We start from the raw sequence: 15,540 nt of genomic DNA, 5'->3' as shown, positions 1-15,540 counted from the left end.
CCCCCCAGGAGACTCCCGCCCAGGAGACCCCTGCCCAGGAGACCCCCGCCGAGGAAGCCGTCACCACCCGCATCGCCGCCCTGAAGGGCCCCACCGCCATGGGCATGGTGAAGCTGATGAGCGACGATCCCCAGTCCGCCGACGGCCCCCTGTATGACTTCACCCTGGCCGGCGCCGCTGACGAGGTGACGCCCGCCCTCATCAAGGGCGACCTGGACATGGCCTGCGTCCCCGCCAACCTGGCCTCCGTGCTGTACAACAAGACTGAGGGCCAGATCGTGACCCTGGCCGTCAACACCCTGGGCGTGATTTATATCGTGGAAAACGGCAACGCGGTCCAGTCCATGGCGGACCTGGCGGGCAAGACCATCGTGGCCGCTGGCAAGGGCAGCACCCCGGAGTACGCCCTGCGCTACCTGCTGACGGAGAACGGCATCGACCCCGACAAGGACGTGGTCATCGACTGGAAGAGCGAGCACGCCGAGTGCGTGGCGGCTCTGGCCTCCGGCGCCGCCACCATCGCCCTGCTGCCCCAGCCCTTCGTCACCGTGGCCCAGACCAAGATCGAGGGTCTGCGGATGGCCCTGGACCTGACCGCCGAGTGGGATGCCCTGGACAACGGCTCCGGCATGATCACCGGCGTGGTCGTGGCCCGGAAGTCCTTCGTGGAGGAGCATCCCGCCGCCGTGGCGGCCTTCCTGGAGGACTACGCCGCCTCTGTGGACTGGGTGAATGGTAACAACGCCGACGCCGCCCAGCTGATCAGCCAGTTCGGCATCATTGAGGCCGCGCCTGTGGCACAGAAGGCCCTGCCCTACTGCAACATCGTCTGCGTCACCGGGGACGAGCTGGCAGCCCGGCTCTCTGGCTATCTCCAGGTGCTCTTTGACGCCGAGCCCACCGCCGTGGGCGGCAAGCTGCCGGGAGAGGATTTCTACTACAACGCTGCAAACTGATTTTTGAAAGGGAGGACCACCCCTATGCCGAAGCGCCCCGCCCAAAATTCCATACGCCCCTGGGCGGTGGCCTTCTGGCTGCTGGTGTGGCAGGGGGCCAGCATGGCCCTCTCCGCCCTGTGGACCAACGGTCATCTGCTGCTGGCCTCCCCCGTCTCCGCCCTGCTGCGGCTGGGGGAGCTGGCGGTGACGGCGCCTTTCTGGCGGGCCATCGGCTGGTCCGCCCTCCGCATCATCGGGGGGTTCTTCCTGTCCTGCTGCGCCGCCTCACTGCTGGCCATCCCCGCCTCCCGGTGGCGGTGGGTGCGGGAGCTGCTGAGTCCCCTGGTGGCAGTGGTGAAGGCGGTCCCCGTGGCCTCCTTTATCATCCTGGCCCTGGTGTGGCTGGACAGCCGGTCCCTCTCCTGCTTCATCGCCTTCCTGATGGTATTCCCTCCGGTATACCTGGGAGTGTTGGAGGGCATCCGCCAGACCGATGTCAGGCTGCTGGAGATGGCCCGGGTGTTCCGGGTGCCCCTGGGGCGGCAGGTGCGGGGCATCTACCTGCCGGCGGTGCTGCCCCATTTCCGCACGGCGGTGTCCCTGGGCCTGGGCCTGTGCTGGAAGGCGGGCATCGCGGCGGAGGTGATCGGCCTGCCCGGCGGCTCTATGGGAGAGCGGCTGTACAGCGCCAAGGTCTACTTCCAGACCCCGGACCTCTTCGCCTGGACCGCCGTCATCGTGGCGGTGTCCGTGGTGTTTGAAAAGCTGTTTCTGGCGCTGGTGGACGCGCTGGTACGAAAGGCGGGCGGCTGATGGAAATACAGGTACATAACCTCTGCAAATCCTACGGCGGCGAGACGGTGCTGCGGGACGTGAACTTTACGGCAGGCCCCGGCGTCACCTGCCTCATGGCACCCTCCGGGGCGGGCAAGACCACCTTGCTGCGCATCCTGCTGGGGCTGGAGCGGCCCGACAGCGGCACGGTGCGGGTACCCAATGGCTGCCGCTGGGCGGCGGTCTTTCAGGAGGACCGGCTGCTGGAACAGCTGGACGCCATGGGGAACCTGCGGTTCGTCCTGGGGAAGGACTACCGGGAGGAGACAGCCGCCGCCCTGCTGGCAGAACTGGGCCTGGGAGACGTGGGGAACAAGCCGGTCCGGGACTTCTCCGGCGGCATGAAGCGCCGTCTGGCCCTGGCCCGGGCTCTGCTGGCCCCCTCGGATGTGCTGGTGCTGGACGAGCCCTTCACCGGCCTGGACGGAGAGAACCGGGCAAAAGCCCTCTCCTGCGTCCGGCAGGCGGCGGAGGGAAAGCCGGTCCTGCTGGTGACCCACGACGAAAGCGACGCGGCGGACCTGGACGCCGCCCTGCTGCGGCTGTGAGTGCGTACCCGGAGCTGTCCCACTGGGGCGGCTCCTTTTTTATGCTGCCGCAAAATAGGACTGGTTTTTTTGGCGAAACTGTGGTATAATACGCCGACCTTTCAGAAAAACGATTACGGCACCTGGCCGAAAAGGAGATACGTATGATCAAAATTACCACTGACAGCACCTGCGACCTGCCGGCGCACCTGCTGGAGCGGCACAACATTTCCGTCATTCCCCTGGGCATTGTGAAGGGGGACCGGCTGTACCGGGACGGCATCGACATCCGGACTGCCGACATCGCCGCCCATGTGGATGCCGGCGGTGACATCACCACCACCAACGCGGTGAACATCGCCGACTATGAGCTGCTGTTCCGGGAGCAGATGGAGAAGTACGACGCGGTCATCCACATCAACATCGGCCCCGGCTTTTCCTGCTGCCACCAGAATGCCCGGCTGGCGGCGGAGGGCATTCCAGGCGTCAGCGTGGTCAGCTCGGAGAACCTCTCTGTGGGCCACGGCATGATGGTCCTGGCCGCTGCCCAGGCGGCGGAGGCCGGCAAGAGCGTCAGCGAGATCCTGAATCTGCTGGAGGACATGACCGCCCGGCTGGAGCTGAGCTTCGTGCTGGACCGGCTGGATTACATGAAGAAGGGCGGACGCTGCTCCGCCGTCACGGCTCTGGGGGCCAACCTGCTGAAGCTGCACCCCTGCATCGAGGTGGTGGATGGCAAGCTGGCAGTGGTGAAAAAGTACCGGGGCTCCATCGAAAAGGTGGTGGCGGACTATGTGCGGGAGCGGCTGGAGGGCCGCACGGACCTGGACACCAGCCGCGTGATCCTGGTGGACACCTGCCAGGACGACCACCTGGCCTCTATTGCCAGAGAGTACCTGCAGGCCGATGGCCGCTTCGGCGAGATCATCGAGGCCAAGGCGGGCTGCACCATTTTTTCTCACTGCGGCCCCGGCACCCTGGGCCTGCTGCTGGTGCGCAAGTAAAGAGTATCATATGGAGAACCATCTACGCGTTTGACGCGTGGATGGTTCTTTTGAGTTGGAGATATGCACAAAACTTTCTGACGGAAATGGGTTGCTTTCACAAATTGTGAATCTTGTACCGCAGGGGAAAATATGGTATCCTCGCAGTTACTCGTGCAAAGAATTGTGTATGTTCCGGAGGATCTGCCGTGGCTGCCTTATTTACCTTGTCCATCTGCCTGCTGTCAGGCCTGCTGATGTCCCGCCTTGCCAAAAAGCTGGGGCTGCCCGCCGTCACCGCCTATCTGATCGCCGGATTGCTGCTGGGGCCCTTCTGCATCGGTTCCCTGGGAGTGGAGGGCCTTGGGTTCGCTTCCCTGGAGCAGGTATCCGCTTACAACGCCATTTCCCAGGCGGCCCTGGGCTTCATCGCCTTTGCCATCGGCAATGAGTTCCGGCTGCAGCAGCTGCGGCAGATGGGCCGGGCTGCTATCATCATCGGTATCCTGCAGGCAGTTCTGACCACGGCCCTAGTGGATGTGGTGCTGCTGGGCCTCCACTTCTGGAAGCCCGAGCTGATCTCCGCTGCCGCCGCCCTGACCCTGGGCGCCATTGCGGCGGCCACGGCTCCCGCCGCGACCCTGATGGTGGTCCGGCAGTACAAGGCTGACGGTCCCCTGACCCGGCTGCTGCTGTTGGTGGTGGCCATTGATGACGCGGTGGGCCTGGTGCTGTTCGCGGTCTCCTTCGGCGTGGCCTCCGCCCTCACCAGCGGCGCCGTCAGCGTGGTATCCGTGGTGGTGGAGCCCCTGGTGGAGATCGCGCTCTCCCTGGGGCTGGGCGTCCTGATGGGACTGCTGCTGGACCGGCTGGAACGGTATTTTCACTCCCGCAGCAAGCGGCTTTCCATCTCTGTGGGCTGCGTGGCCCTGACGGTGGCGGTTTCCTCCGCGGAGTTTACCGTGGGCGGTGTCCACTGCGGCTTTTCCCTACTGCTGGTGTGCATGATGATGAGTACGGTCTTCTGCAACATCTGCGACTTTTCCGAGGAACTGATGGGCCGTGTGGATGGCTGGACCACGCCGCTGTTTGTGCTGTTTTTCGTCCTTAGCGGCGCGGAGCTGGACCTGACTATCCTGAAAGATCCGGCGGTTTTGCTGCTGGGTGTGGCCTATATCGTCTCCCGCTCCGCCGGCAAATACCTGGGCGCTTTCGGGTCCGCCGCCCTCTGCGGCTGCAGTCCCGAGACCCGGAACTACCTGGGCATCACCCTGCTGCCCCAGGCCGGCGTGGCCCTGGGCATGGCCCTGACCGCACAGTCTCTGCCTGGGGACGGGAGCATGGTGCGGAGCATCATTCTGTTCTCTGTTCTGGTCTATGAGCTGGTTGGCCCCACTCTGACCAAGTGGGCGCTGCTGGCTGCTGGAGAGATCCGTCCGGAAGGCAAGACCTCCGCCAGAAAAAAGAATGCCTGAACAAATCACCCTCGGGACCATCGGTCCCGAGGGTGATTTGTTTCATCAGAAGGGCTGCTCGTCGGAGACGTGGCTGTGGATTCCGAAGCTGTCGCTGTCCTCGTCGTCGATCATATGGGGGAAGCGGCTGGGCGTCACGTCACTGACAGGCTCCAGATCCTCGTCCTCTGGCATGGTAGAGGTGGAATCTGCCGGATGGCCGGGGTGCCGGGGAGTGTGGTCCTTGACGTGAGTACGCCAGGTGGAGACGTCGATGGGAGCGCTCTCCTCAAACAGGTCGTAGTAGTCCTCGTCCCGCAGCTTGGGCCGGCGGTGGCGGACGATGGCGGTGATGGTGGGATACAGTACGATGGCGATGAGACCGCCGGAGAAGCCGTTGTTGTAGAGGTTCAGTCCCGCCACAGGGCCGCCGGTCTGCAGCACCAGGGCGGAGTGGATGAAACCCGCCAGGATGCCAAAGGGCCAGCCGAAGTGGCCGGCGATGGGGGCCAGGGTGGTGCCGAAGAGGCCCGCCAGCTGCAAAGAGGGGTAGTCCGGCGTGTAGTGCATGCCGTAGGCCCCCAGGGCCACGCCGATCATGACGGGCAGGATGTTGAAGGCGTGCTTGCCGAAGGCGGAGAAGCCGATAATGGTGAAGATACCGCCCAGGGTGGGGCCGTTCAGGTCACCGCCCACCAGAAGGATGTACGCCATGCCCAGCAGGCCGTTGACGCCCATGTTGATCAGCACCGGACCGGCGCCGAACATACGCAGATAGTCACTGGGGGCACGGCCTGTTGTGGACAGCAGCCGCCGGTAGCCGGCCCAGACGGCCCAGGCGGGGGAGCCGGTGGCAAAGAGACCGGTCAGAATAAAGACAGCGCACAGCACCAGCAGAAGGATGGAGAAGGTTTTGTTGTAGCCCTCCGCCCAGTACAGCACGGAGTCGGGCTTGTCGCCGAAGGCGGTGAGGACCGGCACGATCATCATGGCCAGCAGACCGCAGGCAAAGCCCATGTTGTACAGGTTCATGCCGTTCTGGATCTTGTATGTATAGGCGGAGAGGGAGGGCAGGATGAAGCCGATCACCACGCCGGTGAGGATGCCGAGAGGCAGGCTGGCATGGATGCTGCCCAGGGACATGTAGCTCACCAGCGGCGCCAGGGAGGTGGCCAGCAGGCCCACCGAGGCGTACTTGGCAAAGGGCTCCTTCTGGTATCTAGCATACAGCCAGGTGCCCAGCAGGATGGGCCAGATGTTGAGGACGTTCTTGCCGAACAGGGAGAAGCCCGCCATCAGGCCCATCTCCACCAGGGTAAAGCCGTTGAAGGGGTCGCCCGACAGCTTGATGATGAGAATGGAGATGATCATCACCAGGCCGGAGTTGACCAGGGTGGCGCCCACACCGGCAATGTGAACGTAGTCGGTGATCAGCAGGTCCTGCATGGTGACAATGTGGTACAGTCCCGGCAGGATGTTGGCGGGATCGTCCAGCGCCACGCCAAGGAGCATCAGCAGAATGGAGGCGGCGATGGTGCCGGGGAAAATTCTGTCATAACGGTTTTGCAATGGCGGTCCTCCTTGTCATTGTTTTTGATTTAACAATACTATTATAATCGGAGCTGGACGCCAGGGCAAGAAAAAAATGAACGGGATTTTTACGAAGGGATAGTAAAAAACGGAACAGCCCTTCGGCTGTTCCGTTTTTTTGGGATATTTATTCCGCTTCAAAGACCCAGGCCTTTTCAAAGCCGCCGCGGATGGCGCCGGCGATGCGGCCCGGGGTCTCGGCGCTGCCCACCAGCACGGTGGAGAGGCCGGCGGTCTCAAACTCTGCCGCCAGGGGCGCCTGGTTCCGGGTGCCCAGGGCCAGGACCACCGTTCCGGCGGCGACGGTCTTGGTCTCACCGGTGGACAGGTCCTTCACCTCCGCACCGCTGTCGGTGACGGCGGTGAGCTGGTGACTGGTGAGAATCGTGGGGCTGTGGGGCGTGATGCGGCTCATGATGTCGTTAAACACCACGTTGTAGATGCCCTGGCCCACGGTGGCGTTCATCTCCACCATGGTGAGCTGGTGGCCCTGATCCAGCACCATCTCGGCACATTCCAGGCCCGTCAGGCCGGTGCCGATGAGGGCCACGTCGCCCGCGCACCGAACCTTGCCCAGAATGACGTCCTCCGCCAGCACCGCCTTTTCGATGCCGGGGATGGACTTCGGCACCACGGGAGGAGCGCCCACGGCCAGGAACACGCCCACAGGATTCATGGCCGCTACCCGCTCCGGGGTGGCCTCCGTGTTCAGCCGGATATCCACACCGGCCTCCCGGGCTTCCAGGGCTAGCACGTCGATGGTGCCCTGGATGTTGGCCTTGAAGGGGGGCAGCTTGGCGATATTCAGCGTGCCGCCCAAAGTCTCGCCCTTTTCCAGCAGCGTCACGGCGAAGCCCCGCTTTGCCAGGATGATGGAGCACTCCAGGCCGCCGGGACCGCCGCCTACGACGACTACGGGACGGCCCTCACCGTTCTTCTGCAGATCCTGCCAGCGGTAGCGGTACTCCCGGCCCAGTCGGGGGTTCAGGGCGCACTGGACGGGCATGGCATTGCCCAGCAGCCGCTCCCGGCAGTACATGCAGGCAATGCAGTTGCGGATTTTTTCCGGATGGCCTGCCTTGGCCTTGTTCACGAACTCGGGGTCCGCGAACTGACTGCGGCCCAGGGCCACGAAGTCGCTGACGCCCTCCTCCAGCAGCTGCTCGGCAAAGTCCGGGTCCTTGATGGTGTTGGTGGCGATGACGGGGATGGACAGGGCCTCCTTGAAGGCCTTGGCAACGTGCTTTTTCCAGCCGGGAGTGTAGGAGAAGGGCTCGCAGTTGGCGTTGCCGTTCCAGGAGCTGCCGTTGGAGATGTTGATGCAGTCGATGCCCTGGGCCTCCAGGTGTTTGGCGATGGCAAGGCCACCCTCCAGATTCCAGAAGCCGGGGTGGTCGGTCATTTCGTCGCCGCAGATGCGGACGGAGATGGGGTAATTGCCCAGCTTGGCCCGGATGCCTGCGATGACCTCGTCGATGAAGCGGCAGCGGTTCTCCAGGGAGCCGCCGTACTGGTCGGTGCGGCGGTTGTAATACTCGCTGAGGAACTGGGTCATCAGATACCCATGGGCGGCGTGGAGCTCCACGCCGTCATAGCCCGCCTTTTTGCAGCGGACGGCAGCGGCGATGAACTTGTCCTGCACCCGCTTGATGTCCTCCAGCGTCATTTCCCGGGGGACCTCTCCGGCGGGAGTCATAGGGACGCCGCTGGGGCTTAGGTTCTGGCGGCCGGTGAAGGCGCTCTTGGAAGTGGCACCGCCGTGGTGGAGCTGGGCGAAAATCTTCGCGCCATACATGTGGACCGTCTCCGTCAGCTCCTCGGCGGCCTTGACGTTGTAGTCCTGGGCCATCCGCAGGTTGTGCTGGGTGGGGATGGAGTCCACATCGTCCACGCCGGTGTACTCGTTGATGATGAGGCCGATGCCGCCCTTGGCCCGCTCCGCGTAGTAGGCGATGAGCCGGGGGCTGGCGTTGCCGTTGGTGTCGGCAAAATCCGTGCCCATGGGGGACATGACCGCCCGGTTGCGGATGGTCAGCGGGCCGATGCGGCCCGGGGTAAACAGCTTTTCGTATGCCATGATGTCCCCTTAGTCGAAGTTCCGGTTGTGGCTGAAGTGGTCGGGATTGGCGATGGGGGCGATGGTGGAGACCCAGCGGTTGGTATAGTTGAAGAAGCCGGCCACATAGGCGGCCTCCAGGATCTCGTGGTCGTTGAAGCCCACGGCCCGCAGCTTTTCGATCTGGTCGGCGCCGATCTCGTCGGCATGCTTGGTGACGTACCAGGCGTACTCGCACAGGGCGTACTGCTTCTCCGTCAGCAGATCCTTAGCGGAGCGGAAGTTGTAGCTCAGCTTGTCCACCAGGATGGGATTCTTGGTGTAGCCCCGCAGCGCGTCGCCGTGGGTGGTCAGGCAGTAGGAGCAGCAGTTGACGGAGGACACCACCACGCCAATCATCTCCTTGTCGGCGTTGGACAGGTAGCAGGTCTCGGGGTTAAAGAGGGAGCCCTTGAAGTTCAGGAAGCCGATGTACTGGGAGGCGTTCAGGGGCAGGACCTTGAACAGGTTGTTGATGAAGCCCCAGTTCTTCTCCATGAATTCCACGTTCTGATTGAAGACCGCATATTCCTTGTCGGTCATGTCGTCCCGGTCGGGCTTTTCCAGGCGGGAGAGCTGTTCATCAAATTCCAGAGCCATAAGTAATTCCTCCTAAAATGATATGAAATATATGATCGACGGGCGCGGCAGACATCTGCCGCGCCCGTCCTTGGATGCAGAAATTATTCAGCGGGGCAGATGGCAAAGCACCGGGCGGAGAAGCCCACGCCGTCCTTCAGCTTGGGGAAGGCGCAGACGATCAGGCTGCCCACGGGAGGCACCTGGTCCAGGTTCCGCATGACCTCAATCTGGATGCGGTCGGCCTCCAGGATGTACTGCTCGCCGGGATAGGGATAAGCGCCCTCCTTGGTGGTGACGAAGCCGGGGTCGGTGTCGGCGGGCTCATGGCCGATGGCGCCGATGTTCCGCTCCTCCACCAGCCACTGGATGGCGGCCTTGTCCCAGCCGGGATAGTGGGGCACGCCGTTCTCGTCGGGGTTGTCCAGGTTGGCCTTCTTGTGCCAGTCGGACCGAAAGGCCACGAAGGCGCCCTCGGGGATCTGGCCGTACTCGGCCTCCCAAGCCTTGATATCGTCAATGGTCAGCATGAAGTCCGGGTTCTCGGCGCACTCCTTGGACTTGTCGATGACCACCAGGGGATACATCATCTCCTGCACGGTGATCTCGTTCATGGGACGGCCGTTGCCCCAGAAGTGGCGGGGAACGTCCACATGGGTGCCGTACTGGCTGGCCACGCTGATCTGGAAGCAGCGCATGGGGGCCATCATGTCGTCGGGGGTGCCCTCCACATAGTCAAACAGCAGCTTGGACTCCAGGGGGCTGAAGCCGTACCAGTGCGGGGTCTCGGGGCTCAGCTCGTGGGTCAGGTCCACCCACTTGTACTTGGGGGACTTCAGTTCCTTCACGGTTTCCCATAAGGTCAGATTTGCCATAGATGGTTCCTCCTTGAATGCAGATTGACAGCGGAGGGAGCTCTCTCCACTGGCCCGTTGGACGGGCCTTGCTATCTTGGAAAAAGTATACAGGCTATCGGAAAAATTGCATGCGACGCGTTTGCTGCACGCACAAAAGGGCGAGAGCGTGTCCGCCTTTTCGACACATTGGCCGGCAGTTTGAAAAATGAGCTTCAGGTAAACGTTTTTTCTTGACGGGGGGCATCATTGGTTGTATGGTAGGGACAGGGCGGACCGCCCTGTATGAACAAGATCAAAAACGGAGGGTTTTATCCATGGGCTGCTTCTACTGCGACGAACACCACGAGGGCCGGGAGGCCATTATGTTCAAGGTCGGCGACATGAAGGCCGGCACCCTGTATCTTTTCAAGGACCAGGCACACAAGGGCCGCTGCGTGCTGGCGCTGAAGGACCACAAGAAGGAGCTGTGCGAGTGCGCACCTCAGGAAGTGGCGGATTTCGCCGACGATCTGGCCCGGGCTTCCGGTGCGGTGAAGGAGCTGTGGGGCTGCACCAAGCTGAACTTGGCTTCCTTCGGTGACGCAAATCCCCACCTGCACTTCCACATCGTGCCCAAGTACGAGGGCGGTTTTGAGTTCGGCGGCAACTTCCAGATCACCAACCCCGAGCCCGTTCACCTGACCGACGGCGAATATCAGGAGATGATCGCCGCCCTGAAGGCCAAGCTGGGCATCTGAACGATTACCGCAAAAGCGGGAAGACGATCTGACACGGAGCGCGAAGAGGAGCGGAACGCCCTCTTCGCGCTCTGCTTATCGAAAAAACTTTGCTTGAAGCAGCGGGTTCCGTTTGGCAGGGGAGTACGAGGGGCGGGAGCCCCTCGTGTTGAATCAAATGCCTGCAAAAAGCCTGCGCAGCAGGCGTTTGCGCCGCGAAGCGGTGGATTTTCGGGCCGCGGTGCGGTCAGAAAATCGAGGCATTGTTCAGGCTGTCAAAAAGTCCGCGGACTTTTTGACAGCCTGAACGCGAAGAGGAGCGGAACGCCCTCTTCGCGCTTTTTTTCGGAAATTTCCGGAGTTTACAAACATTTTTCTTTTCTCCGGGAGAAAAGTGTGATATCATTCACAATGTTAGTAAAACGATTACCTTACAGAAAGGTGGAATCCATATGAGAAAGACCAAGATCGTCTGTACCCTGGGCCCCGCCACCGACAGGGAGGGCGTCCTGCGGGAGATGATGCTGGCGGGCATGAACGTGGCCCGGTTCAACTTTTCCCACGGGGACCACGCCGGCCACAAGGCCCGGCTGGATCAGCTGAAGGATCTGCGGGAGGAGCTGGACCTGCCCGTGGCCGCCATGCTGGACACCAAGGGGCCCGAGGTCCGGCTGAAGTCCTTCAAGAACGGCTCCGTGGAGCTGAAGGAGGGCTCTGAGTTCACCCTTTGCACCGCCGATGTGGAGGGCGACGAGACCCGCTGCTCCATTACCTACAGCGACCTGCCCGGCGATGTGAAGGCCGGGGACAGCATCCTGCTGGACGACGGCCTGGTCAGCATGACCGTGTTGGAGACAACCCCCACCACCATCCGGTGCCGGGTCCTCAACGGCGGCGTCATGAAGAACAATAAGGGCGTCAACATCCCCGATGCCCGGCTGTCCATGCCCTATTTGAGCCAGCGGGACCGGGATGATATCCTCTTCGGCATTGAGCAGGGCTTCGATTATATCGCCGCCAGCTTCGTCCGCACTGCCGCCGACGTGCGGGAGCTGCGGCAGATCCTGGACCAGCACAACTCCCACATCCGCATCATCGCCAAGATCGAGAACCGGGAGGGCGTCAGCAACCTGCCGGACATTCTGTCCGTGGCGGACGGCATCATGGTGGCCCGGGGCGACATGGGCGTGGAGATCGACTTCACGGAGATCCCCGTCATCCAGAAAGATATGATCGCCCGGTGCGTGGCCTGCGGCAAGCCGGTCATCACCGCTACCCAGATGCTGGACTCCATGATGGAGAACCCCCGGCCCACCCGGGCGGAGATCACCGATGTGGCCAACGCCATCTATGACGGCACCTCCGCCATCATGCTCTCCGGCGAGACCGCCGCGGGCCAGTATCCCGTGGAGGCGGTCCACACCATGGACGCCATTGCCCGCCGCACCGAGGCCAACATGGAGCGGGGCCGGCCCTTGAAGGTCTCCGGCAGAGAGCGGCTGTCCATCACCGCTGCCATGGCCCACGCCGCCTGCACCACCGCTATGGACATCGGCGCCGACGCCATCCTGACGGTGAGCCAGCGGGGCGTCACCGCCCAGATGGTCAGCCGCTTCCGGCCCCAGACCCATGTGGTGGCACTGCTGCTGGACGAGCAGGTCCGCCGCCAGATGAGCCTCTACTGGGGCGTGGAGGCCGTCATGATGCCCTATGCCAGCAATACCGACGAGCTGGTGGAATTTGCCGTGGAGGCCGCGGAGAAGGCCGGTATCGTCAAGACCGGGGACCTGGTGGTGATCACTGCCGGCGTGCCCGTAGGCGTGGCCGGCACCACCAACATGATCCGCGTCCGGCAGGTGGGCGGTTCCCTCATCAACGCCACCGGCATCGGCGGCAAGAAGGCCAGCGGCCGCCTGTGCGTCTGCCGGACGGCGGAAGAGGTGGCGGAGAAATTCCGGGAGGGAGACGTGCTGGTGGTGCCCTACACCACCAATGACATGCTGCCCTATATCCGGCAGGCCGCCGCCGTCATCACGGAGGAGAGCAGCGCTGAGTGCCACACCGCCACCATCGGCCTGGCCCTGGATAAGCCGGTGATCATCGGTGCCGTGGACGCCACCCGCCGCCTCACCGACGGCATCATGGTCAGTGTGGACTGCGGCCGGGGCGTGGTCCAGACCATGCCCCAGTAAAAGCAAAACGTTCCATAACATGCGCCAAGGAGGGCGCCCGGCCGGGCGCCCTCCTTGTATTTTTCATGCTTCCGGAAGCTCCATTTCAGAGGTCATCGGCACGAATCCGTATGCTTCATACAGGGGCCTGCCCATCTCCGTGGCCTCCAGAGAGATGGCGCGGACGCCCCGGCTTTCGGCGTCCCGCACCAGCAGGTCCAGGGTCCTCCTGGCAATGCCCTGCCTGCGGTAAGCCGGGCGGGTGTACATGTTCATGATGTAGGCCTTTTGGCCGGTGGGGTTGTGGTAGGTGGGCATGACGGAATAGTAGCTGACGCCGCCGGCACCCACGAAAAGGTCTCCGTCAAAGACCAGATATGCCGTGTGGGTGCTGTCCGCCAGAGCCGACCGGTAATAGGCCCGTGTTTCACGCTCCACCTGCGTCATATCTGCGGAAGCATCCAGCCGGTTGGCCGCCCGCAGGACCTCCGCGCGGGTCTCCACCAGGATATCCAGGTCCGCCAGGGTGGCCCGTTTGTACTCCAGTGCCATTTCTCAAACCTCCTGCCGCCAATTTGCTGCATGCAGAGAGTTTACCACACCGGGGAGCGGATTGCCACTTGCGGAGCGGGAAAAATGATGATAAAATTCTTGCCGAAAGGGTGGACTGATTATGTATCGCTACATTTTTTTTGATCTGGACGGCACGCTGACGGATTCCAAGGAGGGCATCCTCAACTGCCTGAAATATGCCTTTGAGCGGATGGAGAAGCCGGTACCGCCGGAGAGCACCCTCATCAAGTTCATCGGCCCGCCCCTGCAGGACTCATTTATGCGGTTCTGCGGCTTTACGGAGGCAGAGGCCATTCAGGGCATTGAGATGTTCCGGGAGCGGTATGCCCCCATCGGCAAATTTGAGAATGCCGCCGCTCCGGGCATGGCAGAACTGTGCGCCCGTTTGAAGGAACGGGGCTATGTGCTGGCACTGGCCTCCTCCAAGCCGGAGGAGATGTGCGTGCCCATCTGCGAAAAATTCGGCTTCGCCCCCAGCATGGAGACCATCACCGGCAGTCCCCCAGTGGGTGACTGGGAAAAGGCCGATGTCATCCGGGAGACCATGCGGCGCCTAGGCCTGACAGAGGCGGACAAGCCCTCCATTCTGATGGTGGGAGACCGGAAGTTCGACGTGCTGGGCGCCAGGGAGTGCGGCATCGACTGTGTGGGCGTGGAATTTTTCGGCTACGCCGCCCCCGGCGAGCTGGAGGAAGCCGGCGCCGTGGCCGTGGTCCGGACCGCAGAGGAACTGGAGCAGTTTATTTTGAGCCATTGAAGGATATAAGGATAGGAAAAGGACGTCCCGTGGGGACGTCCTTTTCCTGTTTACTCCTCTGCCTTGGCGGATTCGATTTTGGCGACCTCCGCCAAGGTCTTGCCGGGGACCGTCAGGTCGGCATCCATGACGGGGTCCACGGGGACCGCCAGATACATGTTGTTGCCGTAAGTATAGGCACCGGAGGTGACGGCGATCACCCGGCCGTAGACGTTCAGCAGGGCACCGCCGCTGCTGCCGCGGGAGATGTCGGCGGTGTTCATGACGCAGGGCAGGGTGTAGCGCTCCACATCCCGGGCGGGGGAGCTGATGATGCCGGAGCTGACTGCCAGCCCCAGGCCCAGGGGGTTGCCCAGGGTGTACACCGTGTCGCCGGCGCGGATATCATCCGTGCCCGCCAGCTCCAGACAGGCGAAGGCGGAGGTGGACTTGCCCTCCGTGGAGGTCCGGGAGACGCGGAGAACGGCAATATCGATGCCGGTATCGTAATATACCACTTCCTCCACCGGATAGACCTCGCCGGTGGCCAGGGTGGCGGTGGCGAAGATGCTGTCCGCAATGGAGTGGTAGTTGGTAACGGCCAGACCGTCGGCGCTGATGAAGAAGCCGCTGGCGTTGGCGGAGGGCTCCTTGGCGTCGATCTCCTTCTGGGTCTCGTAGGTATCCAGGCAGAACACGGCGGCCATGTGGCGGTCCGCCGCCTGCCGGGCAGTCAGCTCCGGCGTCAGCAGGCCCAGCGCATTTGCGGTGGCCCGGGACACTGCGCCTTGCTCCACCAGACGCTCCACCACAGTGGCGGAGCCATCCTTATAGGAGAAGGTGAGGGCGTCCCGCATGGACTGGAAAAGCTGCCCCCTTGTCAGCGTGCCGGAGAGGGGCTGGGTGAGCAGGCCGATACGCCGGGCAAAAGCCGCGGCACCGGAGGGGGTGAAATCCCCGGCCTTGTCGCAGTATCCCAGCATCCGCAGCAGCATGGAGCACCATGCGTCGGCGGTGACGGGGGCGTCAGGCCGGTAGGACTGGGCGGAGAGACTGGTGATCCAGCCCTGTCCGGCGGCGTAGGCGATGGAGCTCCGGGCGTAGGCCGGAGCGGTATAATAGGGAGAACGGCTGGTGACGGAAGCCGCCTTGCTCCCGGCGCCCGCCAGACGGACCAGCAGCACTGCCGCGTGGGCCCGGGTGGCAGGGGCGTCCAGCCCATAGTCTCCCCGAACGATGTTCAGCGCGGCCAGCGTGTCGGCGGCGCGGAGGGACTCGCCCTCCAGTGCGGAAGCGGCGGGGACCGCGCTCACCAGCAGGACCAGCGCGCCGAGAATGGCAAAAAAGCGTGTTTTCATGGATGAGCCTCCTTTTCGTGGTGCTATTTTAACACCGGCGGAGGGGCTTGGCAAGGTCCTGCTGCTGGACAGCAGACGAAAAACCTGCTATAATTCCAGCAGTGAGACAGGCCGCACCGCCTTATTTTA

General features: G+C 63.0%; 14 protein-coding genes. 8 read left to right on the top strand and 6 right to left on the bottom strand.

Annotated elements, in window-relative coordinates:
- From JQM66_RS10370 to JQM66_RS10350, 5 genes are all read left to right on the top strand, one after another.
- The coding region (locus JQM66_RS10370) for an ABC transporter substrate-binding protein (protein WP_235229803.1) at nt 1-956 on the top strand (956 nt) is incomplete at its 5' end.
- A gap of 24 nt (nt 957-980) precedes the next feature.
- Entirely contained in the window at nt 981-1,751 is a 771-nt protein-coding gene (locus tag JQM66_RS10365; protein ID WP_235229802.1) for an ABC transporter permease, read from the top strand.
- A complete protein-coding gene (locus tag JQM66_RS10360; RefSeq protein ID WP_235229801.1) occupies nt 1,751-2,320 on the top strand; it encodes an ATP-binding cassette domain-containing protein in 570 nt (189 codons plus the stop codon). The genes JQM66_RS10365 and JQM66_RS10360 overlap by 1 nt, the downstream gene beginning before the upstream one ends.
- Nucleotides 2,321-2,463: 143 nt before the next feature.
- Nucleotides 2,464-3,303, top strand: a complete 840-nt coding sequence (locus tag JQM66_RS10355; protein ID WP_235229800.1) for a DegV family protein — start codon at nt 2,464-2,466, stop codon at nt 3,301-3,303.
- Between the two features lie 188 nt (nt 3,304-3,491).
- Nucleotides 3,492-4,757: a cation:proton antiporter gene (locus tag JQM66_RS10350; RefSeq protein WP_235229799.1), complete on the top strand. Its 1,266-nt coding sequence runs from the start codon at nt 3,492-3,494 to the stop codon at nt 4,755-4,757.
- Nucleotides 4,758-4,802: 45 nt separating this feature from the next.
- Here the strand turns inward: JQM66_RS10350 and JQM66_RS10345 are convergent, their stop codons facing one another.
- The 4 genes from JQM66_RS10345 to JQM66_RS10330 all read right to left on the bottom strand — a co-directional run bounded on the left by JQM66_RS10345 (nt 4,803) and on the right by JQM66_RS10330 (nt 9,875).
- Nucleotides 4,803-6,305: a DUF1576 domain-containing protein gene (locus JQM66_RS10345; RefSeq protein ID WP_235229798.1), complete on the bottom strand. Its 1,503-nt coding sequence runs from the start codon at nt 6,303-6,305 to the stop codon at nt 4,803-4,805.
- A gap of 148 nt (nt 6,306-6,453) precedes the next feature.
- Entirely contained in the window at nt 6,454-8,403 is a 1,950-nt protein-coding gene (locus tag JQM66_RS10340; protein WP_235229797.1) for an oxidoreductase, read from the bottom strand.
- 9 nt (nt 8,404-8,412) lie between these two features.
- Nucleotides 8,413-9,021 (bottom strand): peroxidase-related enzyme, encoded by a 609-nt coding sequence (locus tag JQM66_RS10335; RefSeq protein ID WP_235229796.1) that lies wholly within the window; start codon nt 9,019-9,021, stop codon nt 8,413-8,415.
- 83 nt (nt 9,022-9,104) lie between these two features.
- Nucleotides 9,105-9,875, bottom strand: coding sequence for a cyclase family protein (locus JQM66_RS10330; protein ID WP_235229795.1), 771 nt, complete (start codon nt 9,873-9,875; stop codon nt 9,105-9,107).
- 296 nt (nt 9,876-10,171) lie between these two features.
- On the opposite strand from JQM66_RS10330, the gene JQM66_RS10325 reads away from it, so the two are divergent.
- Nucleotides 10,172-10,594 carry an HIT family protein gene (locus tag JQM66_RS10325; RefSeq protein ID WP_235229794.1) on the top strand — a complete coding sequence of 141 codons (423 nt, stop codon included), beginning with the start codon at nt 10,172-10,174 and terminating at the stop codon, nt 10,592-10,594.
- A 431-nt stretch (nt 10,595-11,025) separates the two neighbouring features.
- Nucleotides 11,026-12,765: a pyruvate kinase gene (gene pyk, locus JQM66_RS10320; RefSeq protein WP_235229793.1), complete on the top strand. Its 1,740-nt coding sequence runs from the start codon at nt 11,026-11,028 to the stop codon at nt 12,763-12,765.
- Between the two features lie 63 nt (nt 12,766-12,828).
- Here pyk and JQM66_RS10315 read toward each other — a convergent pair whose 3' ends face one another.
- Nucleotides 12,829-13,296 (bottom strand): GNAT family N-acetyltransferase, encoded by a 468-nt coding sequence (locus tag JQM66_RS10315; protein ID WP_235229792.1) that lies wholly within the window; start codon nt 13,294-13,296, stop codon nt 12,829-12,831.
- Between the two features lie 121 nt (nt 13,297-13,417).
- Between JQM66_RS10315 and JQM66_RS10310 the strand changes: the two genes are divergently transcribed.
- Complete coding sequence (locus JQM66_RS10310; protein WP_235229791.1) at nt 13,418-14,074, top strand: HAD hydrolase-like protein; 657 nt, start codon at nt 13,418-13,420, stop codon at nt 14,072-14,074.
- Nucleotides 14,075-14,124: 50 nt separating this feature from the next.
- Here the strand turns inward: JQM66_RS10310 and JQM66_RS10305 are convergent, their stop codons facing one another.
- The gene (locus JQM66_RS10305; protein WP_235229790.1) at nt 14,125-15,411 is read right to left on the bottom strand and encodes a S1C family serine protease; all 1,287 of its coding nucleotides are present in this window, start codon (nt 15,409-15,411) and stop codon (nt 14,125-14,127) included.
- Nucleotides 15,412-15,540 lie beyond the last annotated feature (129 nt).

Origin of the sequence: Oscillibacter valericigenes (assembly GCF_021531915.1) — a bacterium.
Classification (GTDB): Bacteria; Bacillota; Clostridia; order Oscillospirales; family Oscillospiraceae; genus Oscillibacter; species Oscillibacter valericigenes_A.
This window is presented reverse-complemented; position numbering and strand designations above follow the sequence as displayed.